General features: G+C 71.5%; 16 protein-coding genes. 9 read left to right on the top strand and 7 right to left on the bottom strand.

The features are described from left to right. On the top strand, positions 1-846 hold the full coding sequence (locus ACQPWZ_RS04195; RefSeq protein WP_433570678.1) for a carbohydrate ABC transporter permease: 846 nt from the start codon (positions 1-3) through the stop codon (positions 844-846). Continuing rightward, entirely contained in the window at positions 846-3,776 is a 2,931-nt protein-coding gene (locus ACQPWZ_RS04190; RefSeq protein WP_433570677.1) for a glycoside hydrolase family 2 TIM barrel-domain containing protein, read from the top strand. Before ACQPWZ_RS04195 ends, ACQPWZ_RS04190 begins: the two co-directional genes overlap by 1 nt. Here the strand turns inward: ACQPWZ_RS04190 and ACQPWZ_RS04185 are convergent. Further along, positions 3,743-4,342 (bottom strand): putative glycolipid-binding domain-containing protein, encoded by a 600-nt coding sequence (locus tag ACQPWZ_RS04185; protein ID WP_433570676.1) that lies wholly within the window; start codon positions 4,340-4,342, stop codon positions 3,743-3,745. The genes ACQPWZ_RS04190 and ACQPWZ_RS04185 overlap by 34 nt on opposite strands. Positions 4,343-4,466: 124 nt before the next feature. Here ACQPWZ_RS04185 and ACQPWZ_RS04180 point away from each other — a divergent pair, with 124 nt between their 5' ends. Further along, complete coding sequence (locus ACQPWZ_RS04180; RefSeq protein ID WP_340471765.1) at positions 4,467-5,696, top strand: LmeA family phospholipid-binding protein; 1,230 nt, start codon at positions 4,467-4,469, stop codon at positions 5,694-5,696. A gap of 179 nt (positions 5,697-5,875) precedes the next feature. On the opposite strand, the gene meaB is transcribed toward ACQPWZ_RS04180, so the two are convergent. Genes meaB through ACQPWZ_RS04165 form a run of 3 tightly spaced genes read right to left on the bottom strand, consistent with a single transcriptional unit; the run spans position 5,876 to position 10,957 of the window. Beyond that, a complete protein-coding gene (gene meaB, locus ACQPWZ_RS04175) occupies positions 5,876-6,868 on the bottom strand; it encodes a methylmalonyl Co-A mutase-associated GTPase MeaB (RefSeq protein WP_433570675.1) in 993 nt (330 codons plus the stop codon). Between the two features lie 4 nt (positions 6,869-6,872). Further along, positions 6,873-9,074 (bottom strand): methylmalonyl-CoA mutase, encoded by a 2,202-nt coding sequence (scpA, locus tag ACQPWZ_RS04170; protein WP_433570674.1) that lies wholly within the window; start codon positions 9,072-9,074, stop codon positions 6,873-6,875. Then, positions 9,074-10,957: a methylmalonyl-CoA mutase family protein gene (locus tag ACQPWZ_RS04165; protein WP_433570673.1), complete on the bottom strand. Its 1,884-nt coding sequence runs from the start codon at positions 10,955-10,957 to the stop codon at positions 9,074-9,076. The genes scpA and ACQPWZ_RS04165 overlap by 1 nt, the downstream gene beginning before the upstream one ends. A gap of 276 nt (positions 10,958-11,233) precedes the next feature. Here ACQPWZ_RS04165 and ACQPWZ_RS04160 point away from each other — a divergent pair, with 276 nt between their 5' ends. Continuing rightward, positions 11,234-11,605 carry a VOC family protein gene (locus ACQPWZ_RS04160; protein WP_340471761.1) on the top strand — a complete coding sequence of 124 codons (372 nt, stop codon included), beginning with the start codon at positions 11,234-11,236 and terminating at the stop codon, positions 11,603-11,605. A 205-nt stretch (positions 11,606-11,810) separates the two neighbouring features. On the opposite strand, the gene ACQPWZ_RS04155 is transcribed toward ACQPWZ_RS04160, so the two are convergent. Continuing rightward, positions 11,811-12,497 (bottom strand): DUF2848 domain-containing protein, encoded by a 687-nt coding sequence (locus tag ACQPWZ_RS04155; protein WP_433570672.1) that lies wholly within the window; start codon positions 12,495-12,497, stop codon positions 11,811-11,813. Positions 12,498-12,618: 121 nt separating this feature from the next. Between ACQPWZ_RS04155 and ACQPWZ_RS04150 the strand changes: the two genes are divergently transcribed. Continuing rightward, positions 12,619-13,986, top strand: a complete 1,368-nt coding sequence (locus ACQPWZ_RS04150) for an MFS transporter (protein WP_356702702.1) — start codon at positions 12,619-12,621, stop codon at positions 13,984-13,986. A gap of 26 nt (positions 13,987-14,012) precedes the next feature. Further along, positions 14,013-14,810, top strand: a complete 798-nt coding sequence (locus tag ACQPWZ_RS04145; RefSeq protein ID WP_433570671.1) for a carbon-nitrogen hydrolase family protein — start codon at positions 14,013-14,015, stop codon at positions 14,808-14,810. An 86-nt stretch (positions 14,811-14,896) separates the two neighbouring features. Here the strand turns inward: ACQPWZ_RS04145 and ACQPWZ_RS04140 are convergent, their stop codons facing one another. Beyond that, positions 14,897-15,523, bottom strand: coding sequence for a GntR family transcriptional regulator (locus tag ACQPWZ_RS04140; protein ID WP_340471757.1), 627 nt, complete (start codon positions 15,521-15,523; stop codon positions 14,897-14,899). A gap of 100 nt (positions 15,524-15,623) precedes the next feature. Between ACQPWZ_RS04140 and ACQPWZ_RS04135 the strand changes: the two genes are divergently transcribed. Then, complete coding sequence (locus tag ACQPWZ_RS04135) at positions 15,624-16,262, top strand: DUF6629 family protein (protein WP_433570670.1); 639 nt, start codon at positions 15,624-15,626, stop codon at positions 16,260-16,262. On the opposite strand, the gene ACQPWZ_RS04130 is transcribed toward ACQPWZ_RS04135, so the two are convergent. Beyond that, positions 16,229-17,806, bottom strand: coding sequence for an MFS transporter (locus tag ACQPWZ_RS04130; RefSeq protein ID WP_433570669.1), 1,578 nt, complete (start codon positions 17,804-17,806; stop codon positions 16,229-16,231). The genes ACQPWZ_RS04135 and ACQPWZ_RS04130 overlap by 34 nt on opposite strands. A 214-nt stretch (positions 17,807-18,020) precedes the next feature. Between ACQPWZ_RS04130 and ACQPWZ_RS04125 the strand changes: the two genes are divergently transcribed. Both ACQPWZ_RS04125 and ACQPWZ_RS04120 read left to right on the top strand, forming a co-directional pair. Continuing rightward, the gene (locus ACQPWZ_RS04125) at positions 18,021-18,254 is read left to right on the top strand and encodes a hypothetical protein (protein WP_433570668.1); all 234 of its coding nucleotides are present in this window, start codon (positions 18,021-18,023) and stop codon (positions 18,252-18,254) included. A 44-nt stretch (positions 18,255-18,298) separates the two neighbouring features. Continuing rightward, complete coding sequence (locus ACQPWZ_RS04120; RefSeq protein ID WP_433570667.1) at positions 18,299-18,592, top strand: hypothetical protein; 294 nt, start codon at positions 18,299-18,301, stop codon at positions 18,590-18,592. The last annotated feature ends 231 nt before the right edge of the window (positions 18,593-18,823 follow it).

Here is an 18,823-nt window from a genome sequence, read left to right as displayed (position 1 = left end):
GTGCACCGTGACAAGGCCGTCAAGGGCGCCCGTGCCTCGGGATTCGCCCTCCACGGATCACTCCTCCTCGGCGTGATCCTCTCGCTGCTGCCGTTCTACTGGGCGATCGTCATGTCGACGCACACGTCCAGCGAGATCTTCCAGTACCCGCCGAAGCTGCTGCCCGGTTCGCACTTCGGCGAGAACGTCCGCAACCTCTTCGACAACATCGACTTCTTCGGCTCGATGCTCAACTCGCTGATCGTCGCCGGGTCCGTGACCGTGCTGGTGCTGTTCTTCGACTCGCTGGCCGCCTTCGTCTTCGCGAAGTTCGCCTTCCCCGGCCGCCGGGCGCTGTTCGTGCTGATGATGGGCATCTTCATGGTGCCGGCCCAGCTCCAGGCCATCCCGCAGTTCGTCATCATGGCGAAGCTGGGCTGGATCGGGTCCCTGACCGCACTCGTCGTCCCCGCCGCCGCCAACGCCTTCGGCATCTTCTGGATGCGCCAGTACATGAAGGGAGCGATCCACGACGAACTGATGGACGCCTCCCGGCTCGACGGCTGCGGATTCCTGCGCCAGTACTGGCATGTGGCACTGCCGGTGGTACGGCCCGGACTCGCCTTCCTCGGCATCTTCACCTTCATGTCACAGTGGAACGACTACGCGTGGCCACTGATCTCCCTCATCAACCCCGACAACGTGACCCTCCAGGTCGCCCTGTCGCAGCTCAACAGCGTGCACGGGAACACCGACTACGGCATGGTCATGGCCGGCGCGGTCCTCGCACTGATCCCGCTGCTCGTCATCTTCCTGATCGGTGCCCGACAGATGATCGCCGACCTGGCCAAGGGAGCCATTCGCTGATGCTGCCGATCCGTCCCTGGGAATCGCCCGAGATCACCTCCTGGCGCCGGCTGCCGATGCACGCCGTGGACCGCCGCCCCGGCAGCATCGGCCTCGACGGCACCTGGCGCTTCCAACTGCTGCCCGCCCCCGACGCCCCGCTCGCCGACCACTGGTCGACCCTGGAGGTGCCCGGTGTCTGGACCATGCAGGACGCCGGCGCATCCGATCCGCCCCACTACACCAATGTGACGATGCCGTGGCCGCACCACCCGCCCGCATCGCCCGCGGCCAACCCCACCGGCGTCCACGAGCGCGACATCGACATTCCCGCCGACTGGGCGGGCCGCAGGATCGTGCTCCAGGTCGGCGCCGCCGAGAGCGTGCTGATCGTCGAGGTCGACGGGCAGGCCGTCGGCATCGGCAAGGACTCCCATCTGGCGAGCGAGTTCGACCTCACCGGCGTGGTGCGTCCCGGGGAGCGCAGCACCCTGCGCCTCACCGTCGTGAAGTGGTCCGACAGCTCCCACATCGAGGACCAGGACCAGTGGTGGCACGGCGGCATCACCCGCTCCGTCCTGCTCTACACCACCGATCCGCTGCACCTCGCCGATGTCGCCGTACGGGCCGGCCGCGACGGTGCGCTGCGGGTCGACTGCCAGGTGCGCCCGGCGGGCGGAGCGCTCCCGCCCGGCTGGTTCGTCAGCGGCGAGCTGGAGGGCTGGGGCGAACTCACCCAGGACGCCGCCTTCGACGCGGCGAACCAGGCCGACGAGCGCGTCTCGGAGTTCCTCGGCGAGGCCCGGCTGAGCGCCACGGTCACCGGCGTACGGCCGTGGTCGGCCGAGACGCCCCACCTGTACCGGCTGACCGTGCGGCTCCACCGGGCCGACGGCACGGTCGCCGACCGCTCGCGGCCCCGCATCGGCTTCCGCGACGTCGAGATCCGCGGCCGGGACCTGCTCGTCAACGGCGAGCGCGTGTTCATCCGCGGCGTCAACCGGCACGACTTCCATCCGCTCACCGGACGCACCCTCACCGTCGAGGAGATGCGCGCCGACCTGGCGACGGTGAAGCGCTTCGGCTTCAACGCCGTACGCACCTCCCACTACCCGAACGACCCCGCGCTGCTCGACCTCGCCGACGAACTCGGCCTGTACGTCGTGGACGAGGCCGACATCGAGAGCCACGACCACGCCCACGAGATCGCCGACGACCCGCGCTTTCTGCCCGCCTTCGTGGACCGTGTCTCGCGCATGGCGCTGCGCGACAGGAACCACCCGAGCGTCGTCGTCTGGTCCCTCGGCAACGAGAGCGACTACGGCGCCAACCACGACGCCGCCGCCGGCTGGCTGCGCCGCCACGACCCGACGCGCCCCCTCCAGTACGAGGGAGCAGCGAAGACGGACTGGTCGTCGACGCGGATCGCGAGCGACATCGTCTGCCCCATGTACGCCTCGCTCGACGAGATCGTCGCGCACGCGCGCTCCGGCACCCAGACCAAGCCGCTCATCCTGTGCGAGTACTCGCACGCCATGGGCAACAGCAACGGCACCCTCGCCGACCACTGGGCCGCCATCGAGACCACGCCCGGTCTCCAGGGCGGATTCATCTGGGAGCTGTGGGACCACGGCATCCTCCAGCGGCTGTCCGACGGCCGCCCCGCCGGACGGGCCGGAGCCGGCGCGTACGCGGACGGGGTGGCCGGCGAGGGCCACCGCTGGGCATACGGCGGTGACTTCGGCGACACCCCGAACGACGGCGCGTTCTGTGCGGACGGACTGCTCTTCCCCGACCGCACGCCGAAGCCGGCGATGTACGAGCACCGCGAACTGGCCGCGCCCGTACGGCTGTCGTACGACGGCCGCACGGTCACCGTCCACAACCATCAGCACTTCCGGGATCTCTCCTGGCTGACCGCGCAGTGGCTGCTGTCCTGCGAGGACGGGGGAGAGGTCACCGCCCCGGCCGCGCTGCCGGACCTGCCGCCCGGGGGCTGTGCCGAACTCCCTGTGCCGCCCGGGCTGACGTCCGCGCTGCCCGCTGACGGCGGGGAGACCTGGCTGACGCTGCGGGTCACCACGGCCGGGGACGAGACCTGGGCGGCGCGCGGCACCGAGATCTGCACCCCGCAGGTCCGGCTCCGTGAGCGCGAGACCGTACCGTTCGGCACCACCCCCGCGCCCGGTCGTGTCGAGGTCGACGCCGACGGACTTCTCCTGCACCCGCTGCTGACCGCACCGCCCGTCCTGAACCTGTGGCGCGCGCCGACCGACAACGATCTGCTCGGCGGAGCCGCGGACCTGTGGCGCGAACTCGGCCTGGACACCCTGGTCCGCAAGCCGCTGTCGGTGAGCCGTGAGGGCGCCGAGGTGTCGGTGCGCTCGGCGTACGACACCGGCGCCGGGACCGTCGTGCACGAGCAGGTCCTCACGCCGGTCCCGGACGGACTGCTCATCGAGGAGAGGGCGGTGCTGCCGGACGGCCTCTCCGACGTCGCCCGTGTGGGATCGGTCTTCGAGACGGTCGCGGGGCTGGACCGGATCGAGTGGTACGGGCACGGCCCGTGGGAGTCCTACCCCGACCGCTGCTCGGCGCCCGTCGGACGGTACGGCGCACGCGTCGACGCCCTGTTCACCCCGTATCTGCGGCCCCAGGAGAGCGGAGGCCGCCACGGCGTCCGCGGCCTCACCCTGCGGCCCGCTGACGGCGGGCCGGGCCTCGCGATCCGGCTGGACAGCCCACGGCAGGTAGCGGTGGGGCGTTACCGGGACCGGGACCTCGCCGACGCGGCCCACCACGACGAGCTCGTGTCGCGCCCGTGCCCCGTGGTCCGGATCGACGCGGCCCACCGCGGCCTCGGCACGGCCTCCTGCGGGCCCGACACCCTGCCGCCGTATCTCGTGGGGGCCGGTACCTACACCTGGTCGTGGGTACTGCGGTCGCTCTGACGCGCGCTCGTGCGGCGCGCCAGTCCGGGGTAGTCCACGACGAATCCGTCCGCGTCGAACTCCACGTCGCGGCGGAAGTCCTCCGAGACGAACCGGACGCGCGCGCCGTGCTCCGAGGCGCCGAGGTGGGTGTAGCTCTGCGGGGAGGCGTGCACGGTGAGATCGGGTACCGACACCCACGCCATCACCAGGCTCTGCTCACCCGCGGCGGTGTGCAGTCCATGGCGCAGCACCGGCATCGTGTTGGTGAGCGGGCACAGTGCCAGATCACAGTCGAGCGCGCCGTCGAGCCCGGGCAGCGGCTCCCCGTTCGCCTGCCACACGCCGTCGCCGTCTTGTCGCAGCCGCAGCGCACGCACCCCGGCGGCGGACTCGACCGTCACCCGCAGCTCGCGGGTCACGAGGCCGGCGTCGGTCTCCAGCTCGTACGAGACCCAGTACGGCTCGGGCGCCATGCCGACGGCGCGGCCCCGGGCCCGCAGACCCGAATGCCCGAGATCCACCCACGCCGTCTCGTATCCCCGGCTCGGGGTGACTTCCCACGTGAGAACGTGCGACGTGACCATGGACACAGATTAGGCACGTCGTGGGAGGTCCGGGCGCCGCCGCAGCGCCGATCTTTGTCTCAAACCCTTACGTATGGGCGGTTGGACTTGCGTTCGAGGGTGGCCCGCATGGTGGGATGAGCCGATGCGACCCCCCACACGCATATCGACGCATTCGCGAAATCCGTACGAGGAACTCGCCCAACTGGCAGATCCGGAGCCCGACTACACCGACTACGTTCCGAGGGATCCGCTGGAGCTCGGACTGCGGTCCGACACCGACGACGAGGACGACTGGCAGCCGCCCAACCACCGCGGCAGGAGCCGCTTCGCAGCGCTGCCCGCCCTGGTGAAGCTGGTCCTGGTCACGGGTCTGTTCGCCGTCTGCCTGCTGCTCGCCGACCGGCTCGCCGAGGCGTACGCGCAGAGCAAGGCCGCCGACAAGCTGCAGAATTCGCTCGGCCTCGCCACGCGGCCGGACGTGGACATCCACGGCTTCCCGTTCCTCACCCAGGTGCTCGACGACCGGGTCGACCGCGTCGACGTCACCGTCCCGGACGTTTCCGCGGACCGTGTCTCGCTCGCCGAGGTACGCGCCAGCGTGCGAGACGTCCGCATCGTCGGCGACGCGCCCACCTCCATCCAGGGTGCGGTCATCGGCCGCCTCGACGGAGAGGTCCTGCTCTCTTTCGACGATCTCAATCGCGAACTCGGAGCCTCCCAGGTGACGTTCACCGGGAGCGGCGACGACGCCGTCCGGGTCAACGGTGAACTCGCCGTCGCCGGGCAGGATCTGAACGTCCGGGCCCATGCCCGTCTCACCCGCGACAACGGCCGCGCCCTCACCACCACCATCGACGGCATGCAGCTCGACATCCCGGGCGTCGCCGTCTACCGGCCGGGCAAGGACCCCGAACACTCCGGCCTGCGGCTGCACCGCGAGACGGCCGACCTCATCAGCCGCGAGGCCGCACGCGCCAAGGCGCTGCTCTCCGTGCCGGCGATCGTCGAACGGCTCGGTGTCAGCGACGCGCAGGTGCGCCGGGCGCTGGCGAGCGAGAAGGAGCTGAACCGGCTGACGGGCGCCCCGAAGTTCGCCGAGCAGCTGATGAAGGTCAACCTCGTCGACGTGGTGGTCGCACACCCGGAGCTCCTGGAGAAGCTCGGCATCGACCCCGCGCTGGTCAAGGGCCTGCTCGCGCTCAAGCCGCCGGAGCTCTCGGAGCGGCTCTCCCTGTCCTTCGAACTGCCTGCGTCGCTGCGTGAGTTGCGTCTTCAGGACATCAGGGTGGAGAAGGAGGGCATCAAGGCCCGGGTGGTCGGCTCGGGCATCAAGGTCGGAGAAGCGGGCGGCGCGGAGGCGTCGGGGCGGTGAGGTGACGCGGCGGGAGGCGGGAGCCTCCTGCCGCAGGGCCATTGCTCCGGGTCGCCACCACCGCTGAGGGCCCGGCGACCGACACCCCCGCTCCGGCCCGGCGGCCGAGACCACGCCGCGTCCGCGACCCCCGCTCGGCGCGCGCAAGCGACGACGCCCGGCCCGCGCCGAAACGCCCTCTACGGCTGCGGCCGCCAGAACGCGTCCAGGATACGTTCCGCCGCCAGCGCCGCCGTCAACTGGCCTTCGCGAACCTGCTGTTCGAGGCCGGGAGCGAGGGCACGTACCTCGGGATGGGCGCGCAGTCGGTCGCGCAGCCCGTCGTGGACCATCGTCCACGCCCAGTCGATCTGCTGGGAACGCCGTTTGGCCGCGAGGCGCCCCGTCGAGTCCAGCAGCGAGCGGTGCTGCTCGATCCGCTCCCACACCGTGTCCAGGCCCGTGCCCTCACGAGCGCTGCAGAACAGCACCGGGGGAGTCCATGCCGCGTCGGCGGGGTGCATCAGCCGCAGTGCGCCCGCGAGTTCACGTGCCGCGGAGCGGGCGTCCCGCTCGTGGGGTCCGTCGGCCTTGTTCACCGTGATCACGTCGGCCAGCTCCAGTACACCCTTCTTGATGCCCTGGAGCTGGTCGCCGGTGCGGGCCAGGGTGAGCAGCAGGAAGGTGTCCACCATGTTGGCCACGGCCGTCTCCGACTGGCCCACGCCGACCGTCTCGACCAGCACCACGTCGTAGCCCGCCGCCTCCATCACGATCATGGTCTCGCGCGTCGCCTTGGCGACACCGCCGAGCGTGCCCGAGGTGGGGGAGGGGCGTACGAACGCCGCAGGGTCCGTCGACAGCCGCTCCATCCGCGTCTTGTCGCCGAGGATCGAGCCGCCCGTACGGCTGGACGACGGATCGACGGCGAGGACCGCGACCCGGTGGCCGAGCCCGGTCAGCAGCGTCCCGAGCGCGTCGATGAAGGTGGACTTGCCGACCCCGGGCACCCCGCTGATCCCCACCCGCCGGGCCGTGCCGGCGTACGGCAGCAGCTCGGTGAGCAGCTGTTGCGCCAGCGCCCGGTGATCGGCGCGGGTGGACTCCACGAGCGTGACGGCGCGCGCGATGTACGCCCGCGACCCCTCACGTACGCCCTTGACGTAACTGTCGATGTCGATCGTCGGTGGCATGAGCTCACAACTCGTGGCCGAGCGCGGCGCCCAGCGACTTCACCAGGTCCTGCGCGGCGTCGGGAATCACCGTGCCGGGCGGGAACACGGCTGCCGCGCCGGCCTCCAGCAGGGTCGGGATGTCCTGTGGAGGGATCACCCCGCCCACCACGATCATGATGTCCTCGCGGCCCTCGGCGGCCAGTTCCTCCCGCAGCGCGGGCACCAGCGTCAGATGGCCCGCGGCGAGCGAGGAGACGCCGACGATGTGGACGTCCGCCTCCACCGCCTGGCGGGCGACCTCGCCCGGCGTCTGGAACAGCGGGCCCACGTCGACGTCGAAGCCGAGGTCGGCGAAGGCCGTCGCGATCACCTTCTGGCCGCGGTCGTGCCCGTCCTGGCCCATCTTGGCCACCAGGATGCGCGGGCGACGGCCCTCGGCCTCCTCGAACTCCTCGACCAGCGTCCGGGTCCGCTCCACCGCCGGTGACGTCCCGGCCTCGTTTCGGTACACACCGGAGATCGTACGGATCTGCCCCGAGTGGCGCCCGTAGACCTTCTCCAGGGCGTCGGAGATCTCGCCGACGGTCGCCATGGCGCGCGCCGCGTCGACCGACAGGGCCAGCAGATTGCCCTCCAGGCCCGCGCCCGGCCCGGACTCGGCGGCCGCGGTGAGCGCCCGCAGCGCGTCCTGGCAGGCGCCCTCGTCGCGCTCCGCGCGCAGCCGCCGCAGCTTCTCCACCTGCTGGGTGCGCACCGAGGAGTTGTCGACCTTGAGGACGTCGATCTCCTCATCGGTCTCGACGCGGTACTTGTTGACGCCGATGACCGGCTGGCGTCCCGAGTCGATCCGGGCCTGCGTACGGGCGGCCGCCTCCTCGACGCGCAGCTTGGGGATGCCCGCGTCGATGGCCTGCGCCATGCCGCCGGCCGCCTCGACCTCCTCGATGTGCTGCCAGGCGCGCCGGGCGAGGTCGTGCGTGAGCTTCTCGACGTACGCGCTGCCGCCCCACGGGTCGATGACCCGGCAGGTCCCGGACTCCTGCTGGAGCAGGAGCTGGGTGTTACGGGCAATGCGCGCGGAGAAGTCCGTCGGCAGCGCCAGCGCCTCGTCGAGCGCGTTGGTGTGCAGCGACTGGGTGTGTCCCTGGGTGGCCGCCATGGCCTCCACACAGGTCCGCGTGACGTTGTTGAAGACGTCCTGTGCTGTCAGAGACCAGCCCGACGTCTGGCAATGGGTGCGCAGCGAGAGCGACTTGGCGTTCTTCGGGTCGAACGTCTTGACCAGCTTCGCCCACAGCAGGCGCGCCGCCCGCAGCTTGGCGACCTCCATGAAGAAGTTCATGCCGATCGCCCAGAAGAACGACAGCCGGGGAGCGAAGGCGTCGACGTCGAGACCCGCGCCGATGCCCGCCCGCAGGTACTCCATGCCGTCGGCGAGGGTGTACGCGAGCTCCAGGTCGGCCGTGGCCCCTGCCTCCTGGATGTGATAGCCGGAGATCGAGATGGAGTTGTACCGAGGCATCTTCTGCGAGGTGTACGCGAAGATGTCCGAGATGATCCGCATCGAGGGCCGGGGCGGATAGATGTAGGTGTTGCGGACCATGAACTCTTTGAGGATGTCGTTCTGAATGGTCCCGGCCAGCTTCTCGGGCGGTACGCCCTGTTCCTCGGCGGCCACGATGTAGAGCGCCAGAACGGGCAGCACGGCACCGTTCATGGTCATCGACACGCTCATCCTGTCCAGCGGGATGCCGTCGAACAACTGGCGCATGTCGTAGATCGAGTCGATGGCCACACCGGCCATGCCGACATCGCCCGTCACCCGGGGGTGGTCGCTGTCGTAGCCGCGGTGGGTCGGCAGGTCGAAGGCGACCGAGAGACCCTTCTGCCCGGCGGCGAGATTGCGCCGGTAGAAGGCGTTGGACTCCTCCGCGGTGGAGAACCCGGCGTACTGACGGATCGTCCACGGCTGGTTGACGTACATCGTCGGGTACGGGCCCCGCAGATACGGCGCGACGCCCGGGTAGGTGCCGAGGAAGTCCAGCCCCGCCAGATCCCCGCCGGTGTAGAGCGGCTTGACGGGAATGCCCTCGGGGGTGTCCCACACCAGGTCGGTGTCGCCCTTGCCGGTCGACTCCTTCACTGCCGTACGCCACTGGTCCTCGGAGACCTGCGATGTGCCGCCGGCCCCGAGTTCGATCTCCGTGAAGTCCGGGATCCGCATCACGCCACTCCGATCCGGTCGAGGACGGAGGTGAGGACGGCGACCGCGTCGCCGCCCGCGACGACGAACTCGTCGACTCCGGCCCGTTCGTACGTCTCACGCTGTTCGCCGGGACGTCCGGCGAGGAGGACAAGCCGCGCGCCGGCCGCCTTGAGCGCCTCGGCCACCGGCACCGCGTGCTCGGCGTAGAGGTTGTCGCTGGAGCAGACGCAGGCGATCTGCGCCCCGCTCGCGGTGAACGCCCCGGCGGCCGAGGCCGCGTCGACCGACACCGGGTCGTGCACCGGTTCGATGCCGCCGGCCTGGAAGAGGTTGGCGGCGAAGCTCACCCGCGCGGTGTGGGCGGCCGCCGGGCCGATGGCCGCGACGAAGACACGCGGCCGGGCGCCGGTGGCGGCCAGATGCGCGTCCGAGCGGGCCCGCAGCGCCTCGAACGCCTCGTCGCGGCGCACCGTGGGAAGTCCGCCGGAGGGCGCGGCGGGCGCCGGGTCGCGCTCCACCGGTGCCTGGGCGAGCAGCGGGAACTCGCTGACGCCCGTGACCGGTTCGCGGCGCCTGGCCAGCGAGGCGCTGCGGCTCTCCCAGGTCGCAGCGATGCGCTCGGCCACCAGGCCGGAGCGCAGCGCGGCGGGCAGCCCGCCGGCCCGCTCGATCTCCTGGAACCAGGCCCATGCGGCCTGCGCGACCTCGTCGGTGAGCTGCTCCACGTACCAGGAGCCGCCTGCCGGGTCGATCACGCGGCCCACGTGCGACTCCTCGACGAGGATGGTCGAGGTGTTGCGCGCGATACGGCGGGCGAACGCGTCGGGGAGGCCGAGCGCGTGGTCGAAGGGGAGCACGGTCACCGCGTCGGCACCGCCGACGCCGGCGGCGAGCGAGGCGACGGTGGTGCGCAGCATGTTCACCCACGGGTCGCGCCGGGTCATCATCACCGGCGACGTCACCGCGTGCTGGCGTTGCGCGCCCGCGGAACCGGCCCCGCAGGCCTCGGCGACGCGCGCCCACACCCGGCGCGCCGCGCGGAGCTTGGCGACGGTGAGGAACTGGTCGGCGGTGGCCGCGTACCGGAACTCCAGCTGACCGCAGGCGGCTTCGACGGAGAGCCCGGCGGCGGTGAGGTCCCGCAGCAGGGCGACACCGGTCGCCAGCGAGCAGCCGAGTTCCTGCGCGGCGGACGCGCCGGCCCCGTGGTACGGCAGCGCGTCGACGGTCAGGGCGCGCAGCCCCGGCCGGGAGGTGTGGCACAGCCGCGCGAGTTCGACGGCCGCGGCGGTGTGCCCGGCGAGGTCGTCGTACGCACCGGTGCGCGCGGCATGCCCGAGGGGGTCGGCGCCGAGGTTGCCCAGCGCTGCCTCGGGCGCGAGTCCGCGCTCTTCGTGGATGCGCAGCAACTCCCGCGCCGCCCCGTCGAATTCGGCGCCGGCGTCGAGTACGACGGGAGCGAGGTCGAGGTAGACGTCCTTCAGGGCCGTCGCCATGCCCGAGACCGGAACACCGGCCGGCCCGACGGTGAGCCAGAGAGAGGTGACCCCGTTCTCCAGGTCCGCGAGGACGGCCTCGTTCGTACGCTCCGGATCCGGGCGGTCGTGCCGCTGGCGCACGTCCCAGCCGGACACCGCGCCGCCCTCGGGCCTGCCGCCCCGGGTGAAGGGGGCGAAGCCGGGAAGGCCGGCGCTGTCGTACGCGCCGTCGCCCGCGGTGTACAGAGGCCGGGTGGAGATCCCGTCCTCGATGGCTGTGGACAGCGCGTCCTCTGCCGCCGTGTCCGCGGTGTCCTTGCCTGCCTTGCGCAGCACGCCGGCGACCAGTTGCTGCCACTGCTCGTGGGTGGCATCCGGGAATTCGGCGGCCAGTGAGAACCCGTCATCGGGGAGGACCGTCATGCTCAGATGCTAGGTCAAGCACACAACTGTGCAGCAGAGGAGAAGGCTGTGACCTTGCACTCTCCCGGTCGCTCTTGATCCTTCCCGGGCGATGCCCTATTTCCGCGGGCCGTTCGACGTGCGGGAACGTCCCCCGCGCGCGCCTCCTGTCACGGTCGCAGGCCGGCCGAGCCGGGGAAGGGGGGCGGCGCGCCGCGGACGGTGGACAGCCGGGTGCGCGGGTCCGGCGACGGCCGTAGCGTGGACGGCACAGTCACAGGAAGGCGGAAGCCCGCTATGACCGGTGAGATCTCCTTCTTCGAACTGGGCGTCGGCGACCCCGCCCAGGCCCGTGCGTTCTACGGCGGACTCTTCGGCTGGTCCTTCGAGGAGGGCACGACGGAGGGCGGCGGCTACGCCATCCGCACCCCGGACGTCCCGGGCGGTGTGCACGGCAGCGACCCCGGCGCCGGCCCGTACCTCTTCTTCCGCGTCGACGACATGCGGACCGCCCTGGCGAGGGTCGCCGAACTCGGGGGCAGCGTCGACGACTTCGATGTCGCCGGCGACGAGGAGACGGTCGCCCGCTTCGGCCGGTTCACGTTCTGCCACGACGACCAGGGCTCGCCCTTCGGGCTGCACGAACCCCCGAAGGGCGAGGTTTCCTGACCGACCCGTGGGGGACGGTGCTCTGCCGCCGGGGTCCGCCGGCGCGTCGCCCGCGTACGGCGGACACTCCACCAGAAGCGCCCCCGGCAGACCACCTCTCCGGAGGCGACGACGATCTCGGCGCGAATCGTGAGCCGCGCGTGGGCGCTCGCCCCGGACAGGACAGGACGGGACGGGACCGGCCGCGGCGCGAGCGACGGCCTGCTCAGCCGATCGGCACCGGCAGGGGCACCACGTCGTACGCGAGGTCGATGACCTGGCCGGTGGCCGGGTCGCCCAGCTCCACGCGCCAGCGGCCGGCGAACTGGTCGACGCCCTCGCGCATCGGGATCGTGCCCGAGATCAGCACCGTGCCGGGAATCAGATCGCCGCGTCCGCGCAGCACGTCCGCCCAGTAGGCCGGCGTCAGCAGCTCGGCCAGCGTCCCGTTCTGGATGAGGAGCTCGTCGCCGTCGTGGGTCACCCAGGCACGCAGGGTCAGCGTGTCGAGCCGGTCCTCGACGTCGGCCAGCCGCCAGGCGCGCCGGGCGAGGACGTCGGGGCCCGCGTTCTTGCTCCAGGCCACGCCGTGCACCTCGAGCTCGCGGTCGGTGTGGTCGCACGCGGCGGTCAGCAGCAGCTCACCGTCACGGTCGACGACGAGCGCCCACTCCGCCTCACCGGAGGTGCGCCCGTGCTGTGCGCCCACCTGTCCGGTCTGCTGGGCCAGGTAGGCGGAGACCGGGTACAGCGCCGGGGTCGTCGAGGGGGCGGGCACGCCCAGCTCGGCGAGCTCGGCCACATGGGCCGCCACGTCGTCCTGGCTGCGGCCGGCGTATCCGGCGTTCAGCACCTGGACGACGTCGACCTGCCGGGTCGATCCGTCGGGAAGTTCGAAGCTCAGCAGGGCCATGATTTCTCCGTACCGGGGGAAGCGAAGCGGATGAATGTGCGCCAAGGGGTTGCGCATACGACCTGTATACAAGAAGTATGCCGGAAGGTCGACATCACGCCCTCGCACAAGGACGGAAACCGTGAAGCGCACCAGCACCAGCATCGACAAGCCCCGGGGCGGCAGGTCGGCGGTCCGCCGCGCCTTCTTCGCCAGCCTCACCGGTACCGCCCTGGAGTGGTACGACTTCGCCATCTACTCCGCGGCGGCGGCCCTGGTCTTCGGCGACCTCTTCTTCCCGTCGGGTGACGCCACGACCGGGACGCTGCTGGCCTTCTCCACCTACGCGGTCGGCTATGTCTCCCGCCCGCTCGGCGGCTTCGTCTTCGGCCGGCTCGGAGACGTCATCGGCCGCAAGAAGGTCCTGATCGCGACCCTTGTCCTGATCGGCGCCGCGACCCTGCTGATCGGTCTTCTGCCGACGTACGCCACGATCGGCGTGACGGCCCCGATCGTGCTGGTGCTGCTGCGGTTCGCCCAGGGCGTCGGCGTCGGCGGCGAGTGGGGCGGCGCCGTACTGCTGTCCAGCGAGTTCGGCGATCCGCGCAAGCGCGGGTTCTACGCCTCGGCCGCCCAGATCGGCCCCCCGGCCGGAAACCTGCTGGCCAACGGTGTGCTCGCCGCCCTCGGTGTCCTGCTCACCGAGGACCAGTTCCTGTCCTGGGGCTGGCGCGTGGCCTTCCTGCTCTCCGGAGTCCTGGTCGGCTTCGGTCTGTGGATCCGGGCCAAGCTGGAGGAGACGCCGGTCTTCAAGGCGATGGAGGCCGAGCAGACCCGCCCGGAGGCGCCCATCAAGGAGGTCTTCGCGACCCATCCCCGCGCCCTGGCCGCGGCGATCCTCAGCCGCGTCGCCCCCGACGTGCTCTACGCGCTCTTCACCGTCTTCGTGCTGACCTACGCGACCGGAGAACTCGGCATGTCGCGCGGCTCGGCCCTCGCCGCCGTCCTCATCGGCTCCTCGCTCCAGGTCGCCCTGATCCCGCTCGCCGGAGCGCTCTCGGACCGCATCAACCGCCGTCTGGTGTACGGCGTGTCCGCCGCGGCCGCCGGTATCTGGCCGTTCCTCTTCTTCCCCATGATCGGCGGCGGCAGCTGGCCGCTGCTCGTGGTCGGAGTGGTCGTCGCGCTCGCGCTCCACTCACTCATGTACGGTCCGCAGGCGGCCTTCATCGCCGAGCAGTTCACCCCCCGCCTGCGCTACACCGGCTCGTCGCTCGCCTACACCCTCGCCGGCGTGATCGGCGGCGCCGTCGCGCCCCTGCTGTTCACCGCGCTGCTCGACGCCTACGACAGCTGGATCCCGCTGGCCCTGTACGTCGCGGTGACCGCCGCCGTCACCGTCACCGGACTCCTCCTCGGCCGCGACGGCACCGACGACGAGGACACACCGGTGACCACGGAGCACGCCGAACCGGCCATCGGCGCGCGGGCCACGACCACCGCCGGCTGACCTCAGCACCCCCCGGAAAGGACCCCATGCGCATCGCCCTGAGCCAGATCACCACCGGCCCCGACCCGGCACAGAACCTCGCCGTTCTGCGGGAACAGGCTCACCGCGCGGCGGAGTCCGGCGCACGTGTCGTCGTCTTCCCCGAGGCCGCGATGGCCTGCTTCGGAACCCGCCTCGGCCCGCTCGCCGAACCGCTCGACGGGCCGTGGGCCACCGAGGTCCGGCGGATCGCCGAGGAGGCCGGACTGGTGGTGGTCGCCGGGATGTTCACCCCGGCCGCCGACGGAAAGGTGACCAACACCCTGCTGGCCACCGGCGCCGGCGTCGAGGCCGCCTACGACAAGATCCACCTGTACGACGCCTTCGGCTTCGCCGAGTCCGACACTGTCGCCGCCGGATCGGAGGTGGTCACGATCGACATCGACGGCATCCGCGTCGGACTGGCCACCTGCTACGACGTCCGGTTCCCCGAACTGTTCCGGGCGCACGCCGACGCCGGAGCCGTACTCACCCTGCTGCCCGCGTCGTGGGGAGACGGCCCCGGCAAGCGCGACCAGTGGGAACTGCTCACCCGCGCCCGGGCGCTCGACGCCACCCTGTGGGTCGCAGCGGTGGGCCAGGCGGACCCGGTGGCGTCCGGCGCGACGGTGACCTCGAAGGCGCCGACCGGGATCGGCTACAGCGCGGTCGTCGGCCCGGACGGGACCGTACGGCAGCGGCTCGAGGCGGGACCGGGTCTGCTCGTGGCGGACATCGACCCCGACGAGGTCGCGGCGGTACGCCGGTCCATTCCGGTCCTGGCCAACCGCAGGCTGCGCGCTTAGGGCCGGCCCTGCGCGGTCGCCGCAGGCGGGAGCGGGGCCGGTCCTTCGGGATCAGGCCCCGCACGCACGACCTGGGTCGACACTCCCTAGCCCGCGAGAAGCACCTTGAGTGTCGTCTCCAGGTGGCTGTCGATCGCGGTGCACGCCGCTTCGGCGTCACCGGAGGCGATCGCCGAGAGGATCGCATGGTGCTCCTCCAGCACCGCCGCCTGGCGGCCGTGCTGGTTGAACAGGGCCACCACGCCCGCCCGGATCTGCCGGCTGCGCAGCCCGTCGTAGTGCCGGTCCAGCAGCGCGTTGCCCACCGCCGAGACGATCGTGGCGTGGAAGAGATGGTCCACGGCGATGAAGTCCCTGGCCTGGTCGGGCGTGCTCAACGTCCGCTGGCGCTCCAGGATTTCGGTCAGCTCCCGCATCGGCGTACCACCGCGCGAGATGAGCTGCTCGGCCGCGTACCGTTCGACGATCCCGCGCAGCTCCATCAGTTCGGTGATCTCACGACCCGTCAGCGGCACGACCTGTGCGCCGCGCTTGGGCACCAGGCGCACCAGGTCCTCGGCGGCGAGCAGCAGCAGCGCCTCCCGGATGGGAGTGCGGGAGACCCCGATGCGGTCGGCGAGGTCCTGCTCCGAGAGGAAGGTGCCCTGCATGTCGGGATCGGTGAGGACATGGTCCTTCAGATATGCGTACGCCTTGTCCCGGCCCGACGCCACGGCTACCCCCACTTGATTGCATACAACGGGTATACCGAAATTACCACGCGCTGGGTGGTTCGCGGGTACGAATCCGTGCGCCTCGGGTAACACCTACCCCATGTGCTGGAGTGCGACGGCGGACCTGGTGGCGGGCACCGGCATCGCCGCGATCGGCGTGCTCTGCGTGGCCGGGGTCCGCCGGGTCCGTGATCTGCCGCTGGCCGCGCTGCCCCTGCTCCTCGGGGCGCACCAGATCATCGAGTCACTCGTCTGGCGCAGCGGTGGCGGGTCGGGTGCGGCCACCGACGCCTGGGCCGCCATCGCTCTGCCGCTGCTGCCGCTGTGGGTCCCGCTCGGAGTCCTGCTCGCCGAGCCCGCCGAGGTGCGCAAGAGGCTCGTCGTCCCCCTCGCGGCCGGCCTCGCCACCGCCGCGGTTCTCTCCTTCTGCCTGGCCACGCGGACGGTCACCGCCGAGATCCGCGGCCACACCGTCGGCTATCTCCTCGATCTGCCGCGCTCGCCGCTGATCATCGCCGGCTATCTGCTGGCCACCGTCGGAGCGCTGCTCCTCGCCCGGGACCCGGCACTGCGGCTGCTCGGCATCGTGGCGGGGGTGGGCGCGGTGGTGTGCCTCCTGCTGTGGCGGGAGGAGTTCGTCTCCACCTGGTGTGCGCTGGCCGCCGTCGCCTCGGTCGTGCTGCTCGTCTGGGTACGGCGGCGGCCTCACCCGCCCGCGGCACCGCGCGTGGCGGTCTGAGAACCCCGTACGTCCGCGGCCCCGGCATCAAAGGCAGCGGCCTCGCCGTCGAGCGCGGGCACGGCGCCCGGCTCGTCGCTGCGGGCACGCAGGGTGAGCCGCCCCGACGTCTTCTGTGAGGGCAGGAACGCGGCCAGCACCAGCCCGGCGAGCACCGCGCCGGTGGCGATCAGGAACGAGATCCGGAAGCCGTTCATGCTCGGCACGAGCACATCACCCATCGGGACGGCGGTGTGCGCGAGCACCATGCCGATCACGGCGCTCGACACGGACGTGCCGATCGACCGCATCAGCGTGTTCAGGCCGTTCGCCGCGCCCGTCTCGGACGGATCGACCGCGCCGATGATCAGGGCGGGCAGGGAGGAGTACGCGAGACCGATGCCGGCGCCGAGCACGACGGAGATGACGACGGTCTGCCAGGCGGCACTCATCAGGCCGAGGCCGGCGCCGTAGCCGATCGCGATGATCAGCATGCCGAGCAGCAGGGTCGCCTTGGGCCCGCGACGGGCGGAGATCCGTGCGTAGAGGGGGGCGACGAACATCATCGTCAGACCCAGCGGCGCGACGCAGAGTCCGGCCACCACCATGGAGCGGCCGAGACCGTAGCCGGTCGACTCCGGCAGCTGGAGCAGTTGGGGAAGGACCAGCGAGACGGCGTAGAACGCGACGCCGACCATGATCGACGCCAGATTGGTGAGCAGGACCTCGCGACGAGCGGTGGTCCGCAGATCCACCAGCGGCGCGGAGCTGCGCAGCTCCCACACGCCCCAGGTGAGCAGCACGGCCACCGCGACGCCGAACAGACCCAGCGTCGTCGGGGAGCCCCAGCCCCAGTCGCCGCCCTTGGTGATCGGGAGCAGCAGGGAGACCAGGCCCGCGCTCAGCCCGAGGGCCCCCACCAGGTCGAAACCGCCCTTGGCGCGCAGCGAGGACTCCGGCACCACCAGCACGGTGAGCAGCATCGACAGCAGACCGAGGCCCGCCGAGGCGAAGAACAGCGTGTGCCAGTCGGTGTGCTCGGCGACGAGAGCCGCTGCGGGGAGGGCGAGACCGCCGCCCACGCCGATCGACGAGCTCATCAGGGCCATCGCCGAGCCGAGCCGCTCCCGCGGCAACTCGTCGCGCATGATGCCGATCCCCAGCGGTATCGCACCCATGGCGAAGCCCTGGAGGGCGCGGCCGACGATCATCGTCACCAGGTCGTCGGTGAAACCGCAGATCAGCGAGCCGACGACCATCACGGCGAGGCTGGCGAGCAGCATCCGTCGCTTGCCGTAGAGGTCACCGAGCCGTCCCATGATCGGGGTCGACACCGCCCCGGCCAGCAGGGTGGCCGTCATCACCCAGGTCGCGTTGGCAGGGCTGGTGCTCAGCAGGACCGGCAGATCCTTGATGACGGGCACGAGCAGGGTCTGCATGACCGCGACGGTGATGCCGGCGAACGCGAGAACGGGCACGACGCCACGGATGCCCCGCCCCCCTGTACCGGGCAGTCCTCCGCCCGGCTGTGCCCCGACCGGCTCTTCGGTTGTCGTGTGCGGCATGCGGGCGGCCTCCGGGGCTGAATGGGTCCGAACGGCTTGCGCCAGGTACGGGGGACAGCGGTGTTCGCCCGGCCCCTGCCGGGCGAACCTGGGGTGTGCACTGGTGAGCCAAGTATGTGCAGAGTGAACGTTTTCTTGTCCGGCCGTTATTCCGTGGGCATCCGGGTACCCGGCGGGCGCAGTGAGGTGCCGAGGACGAGAAGGAGTTGAGCACATGCGCAGGCCACCGCGACACCACGCGCCCGGGCCGGGCGGCGGGGACACGATGGAGGGGCAGCGCCGTGCGGTCCGGGTGACCGAGGGCCCGGAGTTCCTCACGTCCGTCGGCGGCACCGACCCGGGCACGGATGGAGCCGCTCGGGCACGCGAGACGCGTGATCGGTGTACCGCGGCCGCTGCCTGCTGCGAGCGGGCGATGCGGACCGTCCGGCAGGCCGCCGCCCGCTGACCGTGCGACAGGCCGGCTGCTGAGCCCGGCAGAAAGGAACGACCATGACGGACCGTCGGCAAGAGGATCCTGTGCAGAGCGATCACGAGCCCGACCAGCCCGTACCCCGCGACCCTCCCGACCAGCAGGACCTGGGCGGTGAGGACGCGCTGGACATCCCTCGCTCCTCATCCGATGAGACGGAGGACGAGGAGGGCGGCCGGAGCGGCAAGGGCGACGACGACAAGCCCGATCAGAGCCTGCCGGACGCGGACGAGTCGGGGGCGGGCCGGACCGGAGAGCCGCGCAGCGGCTCCGTTCACCCCGAGCAGCCGGTCCCCGACGAGCCATCCGGCTGACCCGGCTCGCACCCAGCGCCGAGACGGGCGAGCCTGGAGGGGCGCCACCCCTCCGGGCCCGCATCCACAGCCGCACCGGAGGAAGAGGAAAGCGAGAGGAATCCGATGGGCGTGTTCGAGCCGACCCGCAGCCGGGCCGTGTTCCGGCGGCTCACGGGATCGGATCCGCTCGGCAGAGGCCGGGCCCTGATCGAGGCTCCCGCCCGGTCGGCGCGCGACAGCGCCGCACTC

Source organism: Streptomyces sp. CA-251247, assembly GCF_050952975.1.
GTDB classification, from domain to species: Bacteria; Actinomycetota; Actinomycetes; order Streptomycetales; family Streptomycetaceae; genus Streptomyces; species Streptomyces achmelvichensis.
Note: the sequence above shows the minus strand (reverse complement) of the source record. Positions and strands in the feature narration are given on the sequence as shown.

Bases quoted from the DNA above. Each gene is read 5' to 3' on its own strand.
- ACQPWZ_RS04190 (WP_433570677.1), top strand. From the start codon at position 846: ATGCTGCCGATCCGTCCCTGGGAATCGCCCGAGATCACCTCCTGGCGC.
- ACQPWZ_RS04180 (WP_340471765.1), top strand. From the start codon at position 4,467: ATGCGACCCCCCACACGCATATCGACGCATTCGCGAAATCCGTACGAG.
- ACQPWZ_RS04165 (WP_433570673.1), bottom strand. From the start codon at position 10,957: ATGACGGTCCTCCCCGATGACGGGTTCTCACTGGCCGCCGAATTCCCG.
- scpA (WP_433570674.1), bottom strand. From the start codon at position 9,074: ATGCGGATCCCGGACTTCACGGAGATCGAACTCGGGGCCGGCGGCACA.
- ACQPWZ_RS04160 (WP_340471761.1), top strand. From the start codon at position 11,234: ATGACCGGTGAGATCTCCTTCTTCGAACTGGGCGTCGGCGACCCCGCC.
- ACQPWZ_RS04135 (WP_433570670.1), top strand. From the start codon at position 15,624: ATGTGCTGGAGTGCGACGGCGGACCTGGTGGCGGGCACCGGCATCGCC.
- ACQPWZ_RS04130 (WP_433570669.1), bottom strand. From the start codon at position 17,806: ATGCCGCACACGACAACCGAAGAGCCGGTCGGGGCACAGCCGGGCGGA.
- ACQPWZ_RS04185 (WP_433570676.1), bottom strand. From the start codon at position 4,342: ATGGTCACGTCGCACGTTCTCACGTGGGAAGTCACCCCGAGCCGGGGA.
- ACQPWZ_RS04145 (WP_433570671.1), top strand. From the start codon at position 14,013: ATGCGCATCGCCCTGAGCCAGATCACCACCGGCCCCGACCCGGCACAG.
- ACQPWZ_RS04155 (WP_433570672.1), bottom strand. From the start codon at position 12,497: ATGGCCCTGCTGAGCTTCGAACTTCCCGACGGATCGACCCGGCAGGTC.
- ACQPWZ_RS04120 (WP_433570667.1), top strand. From the start codon at position 18,299: ATGACGGACCGTCGGCAAGAGGATCCTGTGCAGAGCGATCACGAGCCC.
- meaB (WP_433570675.1), bottom strand. From the start codon at position 6,868: ATGCCACCGACGATCGACATCGACAGTTACGTCAAGGGCGTACGTGAG.
- ACQPWZ_RS04125 (WP_433570668.1), top strand. From the start codon at position 18,021: ATGCGCAGGCCACCGCGACACCACGCGCCCGGGCCGGGCGGCGGGGAC.